General features: G+C 68.9%; 12 protein-coding genes. All 12 read right to left on the minus strand.

The window, feature by feature from the left end; translation table 11 throughout:
• Window positions 1-49 precede the first annotated feature (49 nt).
• The 12 genes from bamA to LZ198_RS21320 all read right to left on the minus strand — a co-directional run bounded on the left by bamA (window position 50) and on the right by LZ198_RS21320 (window position 16,915).
• On the minus strand, window positions 50-2,434 hold the full coding sequence (gene bamA / locus LZ198_RS21265; RefSeq protein WP_253973855.1) for an outer membrane protein assembly factor BamA: 2,385 nt from the start codon (window positions 2,432-2,434) through the stop codon (window positions 50-52).
• A 142-nt stretch (window positions 2,435-2,576) separates the two neighbouring features.
• The gene (locus LZ198_RS21270) at window positions 2,577-3,251 is read right to left on the minus strand and encodes an ABC transporter ATP-binding protein (protein WP_253973856.1); all 675 of its coding nucleotides are present in this window, start codon (window positions 3,249-3,251) and stop codon (window positions 2,577-2,579) included.
• Window positions 3,252-3,253: 2 nt separating this feature from the next.
• On the minus strand, window positions 3,254-5,641 hold the full coding sequence (locus LZ198_RS21275; protein WP_253973857.1) for an FtsX-like permease family protein: 2,388 nt from the start codon (window positions 5,639-5,641) through the stop codon (window positions 3,254-3,256).
• 12 nt (window positions 5,642-5,653) lie between these two features.
• A complete protein-coding gene (lysS, locus tag LZ198_RS21280; protein ID WP_253973858.1) occupies window positions 5,654-7,207 on the minus strand; it encodes a lysine--tRNA ligase in 1,554 nt (517 codons plus the stop codon).
• Between the two features lie 72 nt (window positions 7,208-7,279).
• On the minus strand, window positions 7,280-7,621 hold the full coding sequence (locus tag LZ198_RS21285) for an anti-sigma factor family protein (protein ID WP_253973859.1): 342 nt from the start codon (window positions 7,619-7,621) through the stop codon (window positions 7,280-7,282).
• Window positions 7,622-7,659: 38 nt separating this feature from the next.
• Window positions 7,660-8,286 carry an RNA polymerase sigma factor gene (locus LZ198_RS21290; protein WP_253973860.1) on the minus strand — a complete coding sequence of 209 codons (627 nt, stop codon included), beginning with the start codon at window positions 8,284-8,286 and terminating at the stop codon, window positions 7,660-7,662.
• A 204-nt stretch (window positions 8,287-8,490) separates the two neighbouring features.
• Window positions 8,491-9,613, minus strand: a protein-coding gene (prfB, locus tag LZ198_RS21295) for a peptide chain release factor 2 (protein ID WP_253973861.1) whose coding sequence is annotated in 2 segments (ribosomal slippage) — window positions 8,491-9,543 and window positions 9,545-9,613 — 1,122 coding nt in all. Because the reading frame shifts where the segments join, the coding sequence is not laid out codon by codon here.
• A 72-nt stretch (window positions 9,614-9,685) separates the two neighbouring features.
• Window positions 9,686-11,008 (minus strand): Lnb N-terminal periplasmic domain-containing protein, encoded by a 1,323-nt coding sequence (locus LZ198_RS21300; RefSeq protein WP_253973862.1) that lies wholly within the window; start codon window positions 11,006-11,008, stop codon window positions 9,686-9,688.
• A gap of 98 nt (window positions 11,009-11,106) precedes the next feature.
• Window positions 11,107-11,964, minus strand: a complete 858-nt coding sequence (ybeY, locus tag LZ198_RS21305) for an rRNA maturation RNase YbeY (RefSeq protein WP_253973863.1) — start codon at window positions 11,962-11,964, stop codon at window positions 11,107-11,109.
• 22 nt (window positions 11,965-11,986) lie between these two features.
• Window positions 11,987-14,482, minus strand: coding sequence for an HD family phosphohydrolase (locus LZ198_RS21310; RefSeq protein ID WP_253973864.1), 2,496 nt, complete (start codon window positions 14,480-14,482; stop codon window positions 11,987-11,989).
• Between the two features lie 135 nt (window positions 14,483-14,617).
• Complete coding sequence (locus tag LZ198_RS21315) at window positions 14,618-15,712, minus strand: PhoH family protein (protein ID WP_253973865.1); 1,095 nt, start codon at window positions 15,710-15,712, stop codon at window positions 14,618-14,620.
• A gap of 81 nt (window positions 15,713-15,793) precedes the next feature.
• Window positions 15,794-16,915, minus strand: a complete 1,122-nt coding sequence (locus LZ198_RS21320; protein WP_253973866.1) for a DUF4388 domain-containing protein — start codon at window positions 16,913-16,915, stop codon at window positions 15,794-15,796.
• Window positions 16,916-16,919: the final 4 nt, after the last annotated feature.

Below are 16,919 nucleotides of genomic sequence, written 5' to 3' on the forward strand. Positions count from 1 at the left end.
TTCAACCCTTCCCGCCAGGGCGGGGCCGGGACGACGGGACGACGGCTTATCAGAAGAAGTTGCCGATAGTGAACTCGAACAGGATCCGGTCGTCCTCAGGCCGCCTGGTGAGCGGGATGCCCCACTCGAAGCGCAGGGGCCCGATGGGCGAGAACCAACGGAAACCGAAGCCCGCCGAGTGGAAGAGTCCCAGCGGCAGCTTGTCCTGTTTGTCCTGGAAGAAGTTCTCGTTGGAGGCGAAGGCGTTGCCGGCGTCGTAGAAGAGCACACCCCGGAGGCCGGCCTTCTCGAAGATGGGGAACTCCAGCTCGAAGTTGAAGACGAGCTGCTTGTTGCCGCCCACGAGGAAGTCGGTGACGGTGGCGTCCGGGTTGGACGAGCGGGGCACCTTCACGGACGGGCTGATGCTGCGCAGGTAGTAGCCGCGGACGCTGTTGATGCCACCCACGTAGTAGAGTTCGGAGATGGGCAGCGGCTTGTTGGAGTCGAGCTGCTGGATGTAGCCGATGGTGGCGTTCGTCTTGAAGACGAAGCCCAGGGGCAGCGGGAAGTACAGGCGCGAGTAGGCCGTGTACCGGTTGAAGAGGAACGAGCCGCCCAGGAAGTCCGGGGCGAACTCCACCGCGCCGTAGTGGATGAAGCCGCGCGAGGGGAACAGGCGGTTGTCGCGCCGGTCGAAGGAGAGCGACAGGCGGGCCGCGCTGGTGGTGCCGGACAGGAACTGGTTGGCCAGGAGCACCGCGCCCAGGTTGGAGCCGGCCTCCACGTTCACCCACTCACGCGTGTAGCCGATGGTGCCCAGCAGGTCGTCGATGAACTGGTAGCCGATGGAGACCGTGCCACCCGTGGAGTTGCGGATGAAGCCGTCGTAGTCCGCCTGGACGCGGAAGAACTCCGCGGACAGCAGGTAGTTCGTGTCCAGGAAGTACGGGTCGTAGAACGACAACTGCACCAGGGAGCGCAGGCCGGAGATCTGCGCGGACGCGGAGACGCTCTGGCCCCAGCCCAGGAAGTTGTTCTGGGAGATCTGCGCCGTGAAGATGAAGTTCTCCACGTTGGAGAAGCCGAGGCCGACCTGGAAGGTACCGGTCGCCTTCTCCTTCACCTCCACCTGGAGGACGATGGTGTCGTCCTTGCTGCCCGGGCGCTGGGTGATCTCCACCGTCTCGAAGAAGCCCAGCGCGGTGACGCGCTCCTTGCTGCGGCGCACGCCGGTGCCGTTGTAGAGCTCGCCTTCGTAGACGCGCAGCTCGCGGCGGATGACCTTGTCGCGCGTCTTGCTGTTGCCGGTGACCTCGATGCGCTCGATGGTGACCTGGGGGCCCTTCTGGACGTCGAAGGTCAGGTCGACGGTGCGGTTCTCCGCGTTGACGCTGGTGACCGGGTTGACGTTCGCGTAGGCGTAGCCGCGGTCGTAATAGACGTCCGAGATGCCCAGGATGTCCTGCGAGAGCTGCGAGCGGTTGAAGCGCTGGGTGGAGCGCGACTTCATCAGCGCCAGCATCTGCTCCTTGGACACGTCCGGCAGCAGGTCGCCCGCGAAGTCGATCTTCCCGATGTCGTAGGGCTCACCCTCCTCGATGCGCAGGGTGATGTAGATGTAGCGCTTGTCCGCGGAGAGCTGGACCGTGGGCTTGTCGATCTTGACGTTGATGAAACCGCGGTCGTAGTAGGCGATCTGGATGACGGCCAGGTCGCGCTGGAACGCCTCCTCGCGGTAGGTGCCCTCACCCGTGAAGAAGGAGAGGAAGCCACCCTCGCGGGTGATCATCGTCTCCTTGAGGACGCTGGCGGGGACCTTCTCCGCGCCGATGAGGGTGATCTGCTTCACCATCACCTTGGCGTGCTCGTTGATGACGAGGATGACGTCGACGCCGCCCTCCACCGGGCGGATCTCGTGGGAGACCTCCGCGAGGAAGTAGCCCTTCTCCACGTACTTCGCCTGGATCTTCTTCACGGTGCTGCGCACCGTCTCCAGGTCGAGGATGGTGTTGGGCTTGACGAGGAGCTCCTCCTTCAGGTCGTCCTGGCTCAGCTCCTCGTTGCCCCGGAGCGTCACCTGCCGGATGACGGGGCGCTCCTCGACGCGGACCACGTAGGCGACGCCGCGGGCCAGGTGCTGGACGAGCAGCTCGACGTTCTGGAAGTACCCCAGGGCCCACACCGCCCGCAGGTCCTCCGCCGACTTCGACGGGTCCAGGGGCTGGCCGACCTTGGTGCGCAGGGCGCGGCGGATGGCCTCCGCCTCGACGCGCTTGTTCCCCTCGACGCGGATCTCCGCGACCGTGTCGGACTCGACCTCGGGGACCTCTTCGACCGGGGCGTCCGAGGGCCGCGCGGAACCAGGAGCCGGGGTGGCGGGCGCGGGGGCAGCGGGGACGGGAGCCGGTGCGGGCGCACCCCCATCCACCTGTGCCAGGACGGAGCCAGGCACGAGCGACCACAGGGCGACCGCTAGCAGCGGGAGCAGTGACTTGCGAGACAGAACGAGGTGCCTCAAGGGGAGACCGGCCGGGGAAAGGCGGGGCAATGTACGGGAAGGGGTGCGAGCCCCTCAATCCAAAAACACGGAGCCATCAAGCCTCCGTCACCTGCCCGCCAGCCAGGCGAAGGCGGCGGGGCATGGAGCGGGCGAGCGTCTCGTTGTGGGTGACGACGACGGCGGTGATGCCCAGCTCACGGTTCACATCCCTCAGGAGCTGGTGGATGCCCTCGCCCGTGGCGGGGTCCAGGTTGCCGGTGGGCTCGTCGGCGAGCAGGATGGCGGGCTTGAGCACCAGGGCGCGGGCCAGGGCCACGCGCTGGGCCTCGCCACCGGACAGTTCCCCTGGCCTGTGGTCCACCCGCTGTCCCAGCCCCACCCGCTCCAGCAGCTCCCGGGCATAGGCGTAGGCGCCGGCGCGCTCCCGGCGCTGGATGAGCGCGGGCATGGCCACGTTCTCCAGGGCGGTGAACTCCGGCAGCAGGTAGTGGCTCTGGAACACGAAGCCGATGGTGCGGTTGCGGAACTCGGCGATCTCCGCGTCGTTCATGGAGAAAACCGAGCGGTCCTCGAAGAAGACCTCGCCGGCGGCGGGGGCGTCCAGGGTGCCCAGCACATGCAGGAAGGTGCTCTTGCCCGCGCCGGAGGCGCCCACCAGCGAGACGAGCTCTCCCTTCTCCAGGTCCAGCGACACGGCGCGCAGCACGTCGATGCGCTTCCCGTGGAGGAAGTAGCTCTTGAAGACGTTGCGGATGGACAACAGCGCCATGGCTACTCCGCCTTGAGACCTTCCACCGGCTCCACGCTGCTGGCCTTGAGGGCCGGGTAGATGGAGGCCAGGTAGGTGACGAGCACCGCGATGACGACGGCCAGCACGGTCTGCAACGGTTCGATGCGCACCGGGAGCGCGGGGATGTAATAGACCTCCGGGTCCAGCTTGATGCCGACCTTCTCGATGAAGACGCACCAGGCCAGGCCGGAGAAGAGGCCCAGGAGGCCTCCGGCGACGCCAATCTGGAGCCCTTCGGCGAGGAAGATCTTCACGATGCCCCCGTCGGATACACCCAGCGCCTTGAGTACGGAGATTTCTTTTCGTTTCTCCAGCACCAGCATGATGACGGTGGCGACGATGAGGCCGGCGGCCACGACGATGATGATGGAGAGGATGATGCCCATCACCAGCTTCTCCAGGCGCAGCGCGGAGAAGAGGTTCTTGTTCATCTCTCCCCAGTCGCGGGCCCGGTAGGGATAGCCGCCCAGCGCCTTCACCACCTGCCCGGCGATGCGGCGCGCGTCGTCGATGTCGAAGACCTTGAGCTCGATGCCGGTGGCGCCCTGGATGTTGAAGAAGTCCTGGGCCTCCTTGAGCAGGATGTAGACGAACTTGGAGTCGTACTCGTACATCCCCGAGTAGAAGACGGCCGCCACGCGGAAGGCGCGGCTCTTGGGGATGGGGCCGGTGGGGCCCAGCTCCGTGCCCAGCGGGGACACCACGTTCACCCGGTCCCCCACCACCACGCGCAGCGAGGCGGCCAGCTCCCGCCCGATGACGATGCCGGGCAGCACCGCGGGCTTCGTCGGCTTGCCGGCGCGGCGGATGATGTCGTCGCCCGAGTCCTCGGCCCCTCCCTTGGCGGGCGCGTCGTCCTCCTCCGGCATGGCGCGCGAGAGGATCTTCTCCGGCGTGTAGAGGATGTCGAGCGAGCCGCCGCCGAGGATGTTCTGCGGCAGGTCGGTCACCTCGCCCACCGTGGCCGGGTCGATGCCCTTGATGATGACGCCGTCGACGTTGCCCTCCGAGGCGATCATCACCTGGTTGATGATGAAGGGCGTCTGTCCGGCGATGCCCGGCACCTTCCGGATGGTCTCCATCACCTTGGCGTACTCGGGCAGGTCGCCCGCGTAGCGGGACACGACGGCGTGCGCGTTGGTCCCGAGGATCTTCTTCTGGAGGTCCGCCTCGAAGCCGCTCATCACCGACAGCACGATGATGAGCGCCATGACGCCCACGCCCACGCCGCCCACCGACAGCGCGGTCATCATCATGGTGGGCGACTGCTCGCGCAGCTTGAGCCGGTGCAGCGCCTCCGACGAGGCGAGCGGGTCGGACAGGCCGAGCGAGCGGATGCGGGTGCGCTCCACCGCCGCCTCGGCCGCGCGGATGATGAAGTACACGAGCAGCGGCGGGATGATGCCGAACATCAACACCGCGAGCGTGCCCAGCAGCAGCGAGGGCCGGAACACCGCCACGTGGCGGCGCGCGACGAACAGCTCGAAGCCCAGCTTCAGGTCCACCCGGCCGCTGCCCGCCGCGATGAAGCCCGTGTTGATGCCCAGCACCAGCGCCAGCACCAGGCCGGTGAAGGTCAGCCAGTACGCCAACTCCGGCCGGCCGAGCAGCCCGGCGACGTACGTCACCTCCCGCAGCCGGTAGCCCAGTTGGAGCTGGAGCGAGGGGATGCGCTCCATCAGCGTCAGGAGGATGGGCACCGGCAGGCCCAGGTAGAACACGCCGATGGTGGCCTCCGGCAGCGCCAGCCGCTGGGCGCGCGAGGCCCCGATGAAGCCGGAGACGAAGGCCACCATCGCCGCGGCGACCAGGGAGATGGCGAAGGCCCCGGTGGGCGGAAGCGTCAGCCCGCCCCCCGCGTCACGCGCCGCCCCCAGCTCCGTGGAGGGCACGCCCGACGACAGCACCGTCTGCAGGAGGACGAGGACCAGCTCCGCCAGGAGGATGCCGCCGCCGTAGGCGCCCAGCGTGCTCCAGTAGAAGTCCCGGTAGCGCGCCAGCCGCGGGTACAGCGTGGCCCCGGCCGCCGGGCTCGCCCCGACGGTGGACTCCGGCGCGCGCCGGATGCCGTGGGCGATCAGCGCCCAGCCCCCCAGCCAGACGAGCACGCCGGACAGGAGGAACCCCAGGTGCAGGACAGGGGGGGCCTCGCCGGCGGCGGCCTGCACGGGCAACAGCGTGGCGCCGTCGATGACCTGGAGCAGCCCGCCCCACCCGACCAGCGACAGGCCGAGCGCGGTGCTGACCTCCGCCCACGCGCCCGCCCCGGAGATGGCGACGCCGAGCAGGATGAAGCCCAGGAGCCCCACGAGGGCTCCGGTCCAGATGAAGCCCCAGTGATGGACGGTCTGCCGTTCGGCGGAGTTCACACGGCCTCGTGGCTACTTCGCCAGTGGCTTGAGGAGAGGGAACAGGATGACGTCACGGATGCTCTGTGAGTCCGTGAACAACATGGCGAGCCGATCAATCCCGATGCCTTCGCCAGCCGTCGGCGGCATGCCGTGCTCGAGGGCTCGGATGTAGTCCTCGTCGTAGTCCATCGTCTCCTGCTGGCCGCGCTGCTTCGCGTCGAGCTGGGCGAGGAAGCGACCCTTCTGGTCCAGGGGGTCGTTGAGCTCCGAGAACGCGTTCGCGATCTCCCGCCCCGCCACGTACAGCTCGAACCGGTCCGTGATTTCCGGGTTCTGGTCGTTCCGGCGTGCCAGCGGCGACACCGCGGTGGGGAAATGGGTGATGAAGGTGGGATGAATCAGGGTGTGCTCGACGTGGGCCTCGAAGAGGGCGCCCACCAGCTCACCGTGGTTCATGGTCTCGATGGCGCGGCGCTCGGACTCGGCGCGGGCCGTCTTGAGCAGCTCGTGGCGCAGGCGGTCCGGGTCGACCATGTCCTTGTCGGACAGCGCGCCGCCCACGGCCTCGCGGATGGCCTCCGTCATGGAGATGCGCTTCCAGCCCTTGCCGAAGTCGAGCACGTGCTCGCCGTACTTGACCTTGGAGTCGCCGGTGACGGCCTTGGCCGCCTCGGAGATCATCTCCTCGCTCAGGTCCATCAGGTCCTCGTACGTGGCGTACGCCTGATAGAACTCGAGCATCGTGAACTCGGGGTTGTGCCGGGTGCTGATGCCCTCGTTGCGGAAGTTCCGGTTGACCTCGTAGACGCGCTCCAGGCCACCGACGACCAGGCGCTTGAGGTACAGCTCCGGCGCGATGCGCATGTACAGGTCGATGTCGAGCGCGTTGTGGTGCGTGATGAACGGCCGCGCGGCCGCGCCCGACACGAGCGGGTGCATCATCGGCGTCTCGACCTCGACGAAGTCACGCCCGTCGAGGAAGTCGCGGATGAAGCGGATGAGCTTGTTGCGCCGGAGGAAGGTCTGCTTCACGTCCGGGTTGGACACGAGGTCCAGGTAGCGCTGGCGGTAGCGGAGCTCCACGTCCGTCAGGCCGTGCCACTTCTCCGGCAGGGGGCGCAGGGACTTGGTGAGCGGGGTGAACTTCGTGGCGGCCAGGGTGAGCTCGCCCGTCTTCGAGCGGAACACGGTGCCGGTGACGGCCAGGAAGTCGCCCAGGTCGCACAGCTTGAAGACCTCGTAGGCGTCCGCCAGGGCGTCCTTCTTCATGTGGACCTGGATCTCGCCCGAGCGGTCCCTGAGCTTGATGAAGGCCGCCTTGCCGAACGAGCGCATGGCGACCATGCGACCGGCGACGTCGTACGTGGCGGGGGACTGCTCCAGCTCCTCGGGGGACTGGTTCGCGTGCTTCGCGAGGATGTCCGCCGCCTGGTGCTCGGGCTTGTAGCCGTTGCCGTAGGGATTGAAGCCGGCCTCACGCCATTTCGCGGCCTTCTCCAGCCGCTGGTCGTAGATCTCCTGCTCCTTGGTTCCCAGGTCCGCTTCGCCCGCGGGCTTCTCGCTCTTGTTCTCGGTCTCGGCCATGACGCGCTTTCCCAAAGGCGCGGCACCGTAGCCAAGCCTCCCCCCGGACGCAACGCAACACATCGGGAAGGTTCAGGGAGCGGCCATCACCAGGAAGGCTGCCACGGCGGCGGCCAGGAGCAGCGGGATGAGGATTTCCACCGGGAAGCGCTGGTGCATGTGCGCCAGGTGGAGGCCCTTGAGCCCGAAGCGGCGCTGGCGGCGCACGCGGGTCATCACCAGGGAGGCCAGCGCGGCCGGGGCCTTCTCCCGCTCCACGGACTGCAGCCGCCGCACGGTGCGCGAATAGCCCTCCCACCCGTGGCGGCACTCGTCGCAGCCGTCCAGATGGGTACGGACCGCCTGCGCCTGGGGGGCGGGCAGCGCTTCGTCGGCGAGGGCGAGGAACGAGGCCTTCGCCTCGCGATGACTCATTCGCGGTTCCACGTCCCCCAGTCTGCGATGGATGCCGGTCATGGCTCAAGTCGCCCCAGGAGGTTGGCGAGCTTCTCCCGTGCGCGGTGGAGCCGGCTCTTCACGGTCCCCTCGAGCAGCTCGGTGATGTCGACGATCTCGTCGTAGGACAGGCCCTCGATGTCGCGCAGCGCCACGAGCAGTCGAGCGTCCGGCTCCAACTGGGAGATGGCCCACTGCACCCGCGCCCGCTCGCGCGCGGACTCCAGCGCGGCGTCCGGCGTGGGGGGCGCCCCCGGCCCGTCCACCCAGGCCATGCGGGCCTCGTCGTACTCCTCCGAGCGCCCCCGCCCCCGGCGCTTGAGGTACTTGAGCCGGTTGATGCAGTGGTTCTTCGCGATGCGGAACAGCCAGGTCGACAGCCGCGAGTCCTCGCGGAAGCGTCGCACGTTCTGGTGGACGCTGACGAAGATCTCCTGGACCAGGTCGTGCGCCTCCTCGCGGTCGCCGAGCATGCGCAGGCAGAAGTCGAAGAGGCGGTCCTGGTGCGTGCGCACCAGGAGCTCGAAGGCCTCCGGGTCGCCCTGACGCAGCCGGGCCAGGAGCAGCGCGTCCTGGCGACGCACCCGCGCCGCCTCGTCGGCCGCCCCGTCCTGTCCGATTTCGAGCACCCCGCCCGAAGACACCCGTGTCCTCCCGCGAGAGACTCCCGAACCCGAGAGTCACCATTTCCCAGCCTACCCTCCTCCCCTCCCCTGCGCCGCCCCTGGGACAACGTGGGCGGGAAAAGGTTCCAGGCGGGGCTGCGGGCCGGAGGACACCGGGAGACCCGGCGGGGCGGACGGGCGCGGCGAGCGCCCACCTCCCCTCGGGTCGTGCCGCGGCGCGGCTCAGTCCATCGCCGCGCTGCGGTTGGGGTTCTTGACCCCGAGCAGCTGCGCGGTGACGAACTCCTCGAGGTCGCCGTCCAGCACCGCGTCCACGTTGCCCGTCTCCACGCCGGTGCGCAGGTCCTTCACCATGCGGTAGGGCGCGAGCACGTAGGAGCGGATCTGCGAGCCGAAGGAGATGTCCTTCTTCGCGGCCTCGGCGGCGTCGCGCGCGGCCTCGCGCTTCTTCATCTCCAGTTCGTACAACCGGCCGCGGAGGATCTTGAAGGCCATGTCCTTGTTGGCCGACTGGGAGCGCTCCGTCTGGCAGGTGATGATGATGCCGGTGGGCAGGTGGCGCAGCTGGGCGGTGGACGACGTCTTGTTGACCTTCTGGCCGCCGGCGCCGCCGCCCCGGATGAACTTCAGGTCGATGTCCTTTTCCGGGATGTCGATCTGGATGGTGTCGTCGACTTCCGGATAGACGTCCACGGAGGCGAACGCCGTCTGGCGGCGCGCGTTGGCGTCGAACGGGGAGATGCGCACCAGGCGGTGCACGCCCACCTCCGCCTTGAGGTAGCCGTAGGCGAAGTCGCCCTCGATGCGCAGCGAGACGTTCTTGAAGCCCGCCTCCTCGCCCGGCACCTCGTCGTTGATCTCCACCTTCCAGCCCTTGGCCTCGCAGTAGCGCGAGTACATGCGCAGCAGCATGGCGGCCCAGTCCATGGAGTCGGTGCCGCCGGCGCCGGCGTTGATGTCCATGAAGCAGCTCGAGCGGTCCTGCTCACCGGAGAGCATGCGCGCAAGCTCCAGCTTGGCGACCTCCGCCTCCAGCGGCTCCAGCGAGGCCTCGGCCTCCGCCGTGGTGTCCGCGTCGTTGGCCTCCGCGGCCAGCTCCAGCAGGGTCTGCGCGTCGTCCAGCCCGCGCATCACCTTGTCGTACGCGCCCACGCTGGCCTCGAGCGTGGACTTCTCCTTCAGCATCGCCTGCGCCTTTGTGTTGTCATCCCAGAAGGTGGGCAGGGTGCTCTCACGTTCAATCAGCGCGATGCGGGACCGCTTGCGGTCCAGGTCAAAGATGCCCCCGGAGCGCCAACACGCGCTCCCTGAGGCCGTTGATCTTCTCCATCGAATCGTTCGCCATGGTCTGCTTCCTCGTCTGACGCGAGACGCCATGCAGGCGCCGCGCGCGAAAGGGGTTGAAGGGAGAGAAGGGTCAGGGCGCCTTGAGCGGAGTGACGGTGTCGCCCCGCCCCGCTGACGCCCCCGCCCGGCCGGACAGCCGCGCCAGCACGCGGTCCAGACCGAACGCGCCGGCCATGCCCAGGGAGATGGGCAGGATGAGCGCGATGAGCCGCCAGTTGTCCTGGTCGAAGGGCGGCAGGACCTTGAGCACCACGCCCAGCACGCCGGTGGCGGCGAGCACCGTCCACACCTTGAAGAGCCGCGCGCGCGCCTTCGCGCTGCCCCAGGTGAGCGCCACGCCGAAGGGCAGCGCGAGGAGCGTCAACGGGTTGGCGAGGAAGAGGTTCTCGTTGCGGTACGTCACCGTGTGGTCCGTCACCAGCCACATGATGAGCAGCGCCGTGCCGGGGATGCCCAGCACCAGGCCCACGAGCGCGTTCTCCACGCCGAGCAGCACCCGGGCGAGGCGACTGCCCCGCTTGCGCTCCCAGGTCGCCAGGCCCAGCGCGACGCCGCCCACCGCCACGCCCACCGCGAACACCCAGGGGCCCAGCGGAGGCGGCTCCGCGGGCGGGCGGGCCCGGTCCTGCGACACGTAGTAGTCCCAGCTCCGCGCCACCAGCGGATGCTTCTGGCCGTCCGCGCCCGTCACCTGGAGCGACGCGACCTGCGTCTCCAGTTCGTCGGGGAGGAAGGCCTCCTCCCACTTCGTGACGGGGTGGTCGATCTCGTCGTTCATCATGAAGTCGAGCAACACGCTCATCGGCGCGTTCACCGCCGTGTAGCGCCGCGTGTGCTCGCGCAGCGTCATGCGTCCCGGAGCCCGGTCCGCCTCGCGAAGCTGGCCCTGGGTGGCGACGTCGATCATGTCCCGCAGTCGCGTGACGCAGTTGTCGTTGTAGTGGTGATACAGATAGTCGCGATTCTCCGGCAGGACGTTGTCCGCCAGGGCCTTGGCCACATGGACCCGCTGCTCCGGCGTCAGGTCCAGCTCCAGGACGCGGACGTCGCGGTCCCACGAGCGGTAGGCCCGGTAGGTTCCGCTGACGCTCGCGTCCGCGACGTAGAACTCCAGCCGCCCCATCGCGAAGCGGCTCAACATGCCGATGTCGGAGGCGTTGAACATCCCGTAGTTGTAGAGCCGCGCCTGCTGGAGCCTGCGGTCCTCCACGACGAGCGAGCCGTGGCCCCACCACTCCGGGATGCTGTCACCCGGGCTGAACGTCACCAGCGAGATGACCAGGTCCTCGCCCTGGCTCTCCCCCGTGCCCCAGGGCGCACGCGCCGCGCGCGCGGGGGTCCCGAGGAGCAGCAGTGCGAGCAGGCAGGCGGCGATGAGCGACAAGCGGGGCATGGCTTTGTCCAACACGCGAAAGGCGGCCTACCTATCATGCGCGCCGCCCGACTCAACCAGGAGCATGCCGGATTGTCCGGCTCAGAGACGGGGAAGCGTCACATCAGGCTGCGCGCCCGGCGCGCCTTCGCGTCCACCTGGAGCGAATCCGCCACCATCCCGCGCTCGCCCAGGAGCGACTCTTCCAGGGCGGCCATGCGCTTGGCGTCGCGCGGACGCTCGTGGTCGTGGCCGAGCAGGTGGAGGATGCCGTGCGCCAGGTAGCGGGCCAGCTCCGCCTCCAGCGTGCGCTCGTACTCGCGGGCCTGCCGCTTCGCGGTGTCGAGCGAGATGACCACGTCCCCCAGGGGACGGGGGCCCGGCGTGCCCTTGGGCAGCTCCCCCGCGGGGAAGCTCAGCACGTCCGTCGCCTTGTCCTTGTCCCGCCAGGTCCGGTTGAGGCGGCGGATGGCGCGATCATCCACCAGGGACAGGGACAGCTCGCAGTCCGTGAGCGACAGGCGCTTGAGGTAGTCCTTCGCCCACGCCGTCAGGAGGCGGCCGTACTCCTTGCCCTGTCCGTGGGCCATCTGCAGCGTCACCACGTTCTCCGCCTCACGGCGGGCGGGGGCCTCCATGTGGGCCCGCTCCGGACGGAAGGCCGGCGCGCAGATGGACCAGTAGTCGCACGCGCCCTTGCCGTCGTTGCGGTACACCACGCGCTTGCCGCGCGGCACGAGCCCCACCTCGCCCGGCCCGATGCGCTCGCGCCGTCCCTCCACCACGAGCGTCAGCTCGCCGGTGAGGACGAGGACCATCTCGTCGAACTCCGGGCGCTGGGCCGGCTCCGACCAGCCCGGCGGCGCCAGCATCCGCGCCACGGAGGCGGAGTCCGTCCCCGTGGTGGCCGCGCCCACGAACTCCTCGATGCGCTTGCCGTCATCCCTCGGGATGAGCTTTCCCTTGCGAAGTCTCACGCCGTCGCTCCCCGCGTGGCGCTCAAGACGCCCCCGCCGAACGGGCCTTGTCCTTGGCCTCCACCGCCTTGCCTCCCGCCACCACCAGCGGCGGCATCTTGCCACCGCCCACCGCGCCCGCCGGATAGACGGGACGCGTGTGGTAGATGCCCTCGAGCGTGTGCAGGAACGACTGGGCGATGAGGTTGAGGTCCTTCAGCGTCAGGTCGCACTCGTCCAACTGCCCTTCCGAGAAGATGAGGTTGATGATCTTCTGCACCTGCGCCTGGAGCTTGCTCGTCGTCGGCTCCGACATGGAGCGCGTCGAGGCCTCCACGGCGTCGGCGATCATCACCAGGGCCGCCTCGCGGAACTGCGGCTTGGGGCCCGGGTAGCGGTAGATGCTCTCGTCGATGGGGGGCGCGCCTTCCTTGCCCTCCTGCTCCTTCAGGGCCTTGTGGTAGAAGTAGCCCACCGTGCGCGTGCCGTGGTGCTGCGGAATCGCGTCCGCCACCAGCTTGGGCAACCGGTACTGGCGGGCCATCTCCAGGCCCTCCGTCACGTGGCGCTTGATGATGACCGCGCTCATCGCGGGCGCCAGCGCGTCGTGCCGGTTCTCTCCCTTCTGGTTCTCCCCGAAGTAGAGCGGGTTCCGGCCCTTTCCGATGTCGTGGTAGTACGCGCACGAGCGGGCGAGCAGCGGGTTCGCGCCGATGGTCTCCGCCGCGTTCTCCACCAGCGTCCCGATGATGATGGAGTGGTGGTACGTGCCAGGCGCCTGGACGATGAGTTCCTTGAGCGCCGGGTGGTTGAGGTTGGCCAGCTCCAACAGCTTGATGTCGGACGCGTAGCCGAACGTCGTCTCGATGAGCGGCGTGAGCGCCATCACCATGACCGGCACCGCCAGGGACGAGCCCAGGAACGCGCTCAGCGCGGTGATGAGCGTGTCACCCGACAGGCCCTTGCCCTCGACCAGGAACAGGAAGAGCACCGCCACCGTGTTGGCCGCCCCCGTCACGAGCCCCGCGCGGAAGATGCCCACGCGGTCCTTCGCCTTGACGATGCGGTCGGCCGCCACCAGCGAGCCCACCAGCGTGTAGATGCCGAACGCCAGCGAGTTGCCCAGCATGACGCCCGCCAGCGCCGCGAAGACGACCGCGAAGAAGAGCGCCAGCTCCTGCGTGAGGATGAAGCGGACCAGCATGGCGCCGGCCGCCACCGGGAACACGTAGTACAGCGCCTCGATGGGCAGCGCCGTGTACCGGTCCTGCACCGCGTCCGCGATGGAGACCCACAGTTGCAGCAGCGCCAGCGTCCCCACCAGCAGCACGCCCAGGAGCACCCCGTCCTTGCGGGTGGGGCGGAAGCGCCGGAAGGCCGAGACACAGAAGAAGTACGAGGACACGACCAGCAGGGCCACGAGCCCCGTGCCGCCCACCTGGAGCTGCACCATGTCGAGCTGATCCGTCTCCGCCCGCATGCCACGCAGCACCACCAGGTGCCCCTCGTTGACCAGCTCCCCGTCGCCGATGACGCGCTGGCCCTTCTTGATGGAGATGACCGCGTCCTTCACCGCCTGCGCGGCCTGGTGCCGGCGCGCGTCCGTCTCCGCGATGTTGATGGTGAGGTTGGGCCGCACCAGCCGCTTGGCCAGCCGCAGCACCGCGCGGCGCTGCACGCCCGGCGCGTCCGGCATCACGTTGCCAGGGACGGAGGCGAAGCGGTCCAGCTCCTGGTGCGCCTCGCGGATGTCCACCACCTTGGGCGAGCCGTTGGGGAGCGTCTCCTCCCCCTTGTTCACCACGTCCCGGACGGTGAGCCCCTGGGGCGCCTCGCGCGCCAGCTCCTCCCGCGAGCCCGCCACGTGCACCGGGCCCGTCTCCGAGCGGTAGGCCCGCTCCAGCAACACCAGCGTCGCGGACTCGACCTCCTCCGAGAAGCCCTTGGCGTAGAGCGCCTGGAAATCCTCCGCCTCCAGCCCGGCGTCACGCTGGCCGAACAGCAGCTCCTGCAGCTCCGCCTGCATCGCGTCCCGCGCCCGGCGCTCGCGCTCCAACTGCTCCGCGGTGGGCGCCGGATGGCGGCGGGACTTGCGGGGGGCGTCCTCCGAATCCGGGTCGCCCTGGGATTCCGACAGCTCCTCGAGCCGCTGCCGCATGGCCGCGAACGCCCCGCGCACCACGGTGCGCAGATGTCCCACCACCGCGGGATTGAGGTCATACACCGGGCGGACGGCGGCCCGTGCGTCCTGGCGCCGCTGCGTCGTCATCGCCTGGTGGACGACTTCGTAGTCCCGCGCCGCCTTGAAGCCCGCCGGGGAGCTGGCCCGGAACGGCTTGCCCAGGTTCTCCTCGGTGAGGGCGGGGATCTGCTGACTGTAGAGCCCGGGGGAGATGACGAAGCCCGCCCCGACGGACACCGCCAGCAGCAGGAACACCTGGACCGCGCGCCGGCCCCAGACGCCATCGCCCAACCCGAGGCGTGCCGCGAGCGCGTCCAGGGGGCTCGGCGGGGGGGAATGGGGTTCCGGTTCGGCCATGGAGTTCCTCACCCTAAATAGGGGTCGCGTCTCCATCAAGGCCGCAGCGCCCAGGAATATTCGGGGCGCGGATGTACGAATGCCCGCCCGCAAGGGTACGTGCGGGTGGGCATACGTAGGTCTTGCTTCGTCGACTCAACCGACGGCGGCCTCGGGAGGCACCGGCGTCAGGGGAGACTCCGAGGTGGCTGGCGCCGCCTGGGGGGCCTGGGCGGCCTCGCGCGCGGCCTGCGCCTCGCGCGCGGCCACCTCCGCCCGGTCGTAGGCGCGGATGACCTCCTGGACCAGCGGGTGGCGGACGACGTCCATGTCGGAGAACTCCGCGAAGTGGATGCCGTCGATGTTCTTGAGCACCGCGCGGGCGTGGTTCAGGCCGGACATCTTCCCGGTGGGGAGGTCCACCTGCGTCACGTCGCCGGTGATGACGGCCTTGCTGTTGTAGCCCAGGCGCGTCAGGAACATCTTCATCTGCTCCACGGTGGTGTTCTGCGCCTCGTCGAGGATGACGAAGGCGTCGTTGAGCGTGCGGCCGCGCATGAAGGCCAGCGGGGCCACCTCCACCACGCCCTGCTCCACCAGGTGCGCGGCGCGCTCGGCCGCCATCATGTCGTGGAGGGCGTCATAGAGCGGGCGCAGGTAGGGGTTCACCTTCTCCTGGAGGTCACCCGGCAGGAAGCCGAGCTTCTCCCCCGCCTCCACCGCCGGCCGGGCCAGGATGATGCGCTTCACCTTGCGCTCCTGGAGGAAGGCGACGGCCATGGCCATGGCCAGGTACGTCTTGCCCGTTCCCGCGGGGCCGATGCCGAAGACGATGTCGTGGGCGCGGATGGCGTCCACGTAACGCTTCTGCGCGATGCTCTTGGGGGCGATCTGCCGGTTGCCGGAGCTCTTGAGCACCGGGCCGAGCATGACCTCCTGGAGGGACTCCGCGCCCCGCCCCAGGACCTTGATGCCCTGCTCCACGTCCTCGCGATACACGGGCCGACCCGCGCGGATCATCTGCTCCAGGTTCTCCAGGAGCCGCACGGCGAAGGCCACCGCGTCGGAGGGGCCGGACAGGTGGAACTCCGTGCCTCGCTGTCCCACCCGGACACCGAGCCGTCGCTCCATGAGCTTGAGGTTTTCGTTCTGGTTGCCGCACAGCGCCAGGGCGGTCTCGTTGTCACGGACATCCACCTTGGCGGAGGCGGAAACGACTGCGGGCGCTTCCAACGTGGCGGGATTTCGCAATGCGTGTCGTTCCTCGGTCGGTACCGCTGTCCTCAAAGTAACGCCGCCCCCCGGACTCCGCGAGACGACTTTCCCTCGACGCTAGCGCAAGGGAGGCAGGAGGACGAACTGCCGAGCGGCCACCCGCCGGTAGTAGTACTCCTCCCGCCACGGGTATCTGAGTTCCTCCGGCCCCAACAATCCAGCTTGCACCAGGGCATCCAACCGCTCCGGGAGCTCGCCGCGTTCCAGCCGGAACACTTCCAGCGCCGATTCGATGCGGACGCGTTGGGCATCGGAAACATGACGTTGCACCGCGGCGTCCGCGAAGCCGGTCGACGCCCGGGTGCGCTCCGGGTCTGCGAGCGCCACGTGCGACACCACCACGGCCAGTGCCGCCAGCACGCCCATGGTGGCCACCACGCGGCCCACCGCGCCCAGCACCTTGGAGACGAGCCGCTCCTCTCCGGGTGCAGGCGCGCGGGTCCCCTCCGGATGGACGACGCGGACGAACTCGCCGCGCACCAGGTTGTGCAGGGCCTTGCAGGTCTCGAACTCGCCCAGGCAGCAGACGTCCACGAGCTTGCGCAGATCCCTCCCCTGGGCAATCTCCTCGTAGACGCGCCGCTCGGTCGACGCGATGACGCCCAGCTCGCCTCCCTCCTCGCCCTCGCGGGGAGGTGGCAGCGCCTTGACGCGCTCGAAGGAGAGGTCGTCGCGGTGGATGGATTTGCGGATGACCGGCCACTCGTCGACCATCCGGAAGCCCTCCATGAGCACCGTCTCCGCGCGCAGCGGACGGATGGCCTCCGCGTCCGGCTCCACGGGCTCCTGGATGAATTCGTAGCTGCCGGTCTTCCACGTGAAGAGCCGGTAGAGCGTCTCCGTGGCCTGCAACTGCATCATCGACTGGAAGCGCTCGGCGGTGAGCGCATGGCTGGAGACGAGCACGTCCCCCAGCCGCTTCAACGTGCGCCGCTGCGTCTCCAGCGCGGCGTCGAGCTGCGTCTCGGTGATGAGCTCGGCGCGCACGAGCATGGCGCCGATGAGGTCCTTGCGCTTGCGGGTGATGCTCTCGACCTTGATGATGTGGCCGTCCCGGAAGCCGATGCGGACCTCCTGGTCCTTGTTGTCGAGCTGGAGCGTGCCGGTCTTCTGCTGCTGACCGATGAGCTGCAGGATGTCGCCGATGCCGAAGTCCTTGAGGGTTCCCTTCAGGGCCATGGCG

It is taken from the genome of Myxococcus dinghuensis, assembly GCF_024198235.1.
In the GTDB taxonomy this organism is placed as follows: domain Bacteria; phylum Myxococcota; class Myxococcia; order Myxococcales; family Myxococcaceae; genus Myxococcus; species Myxococcus dinghuensis.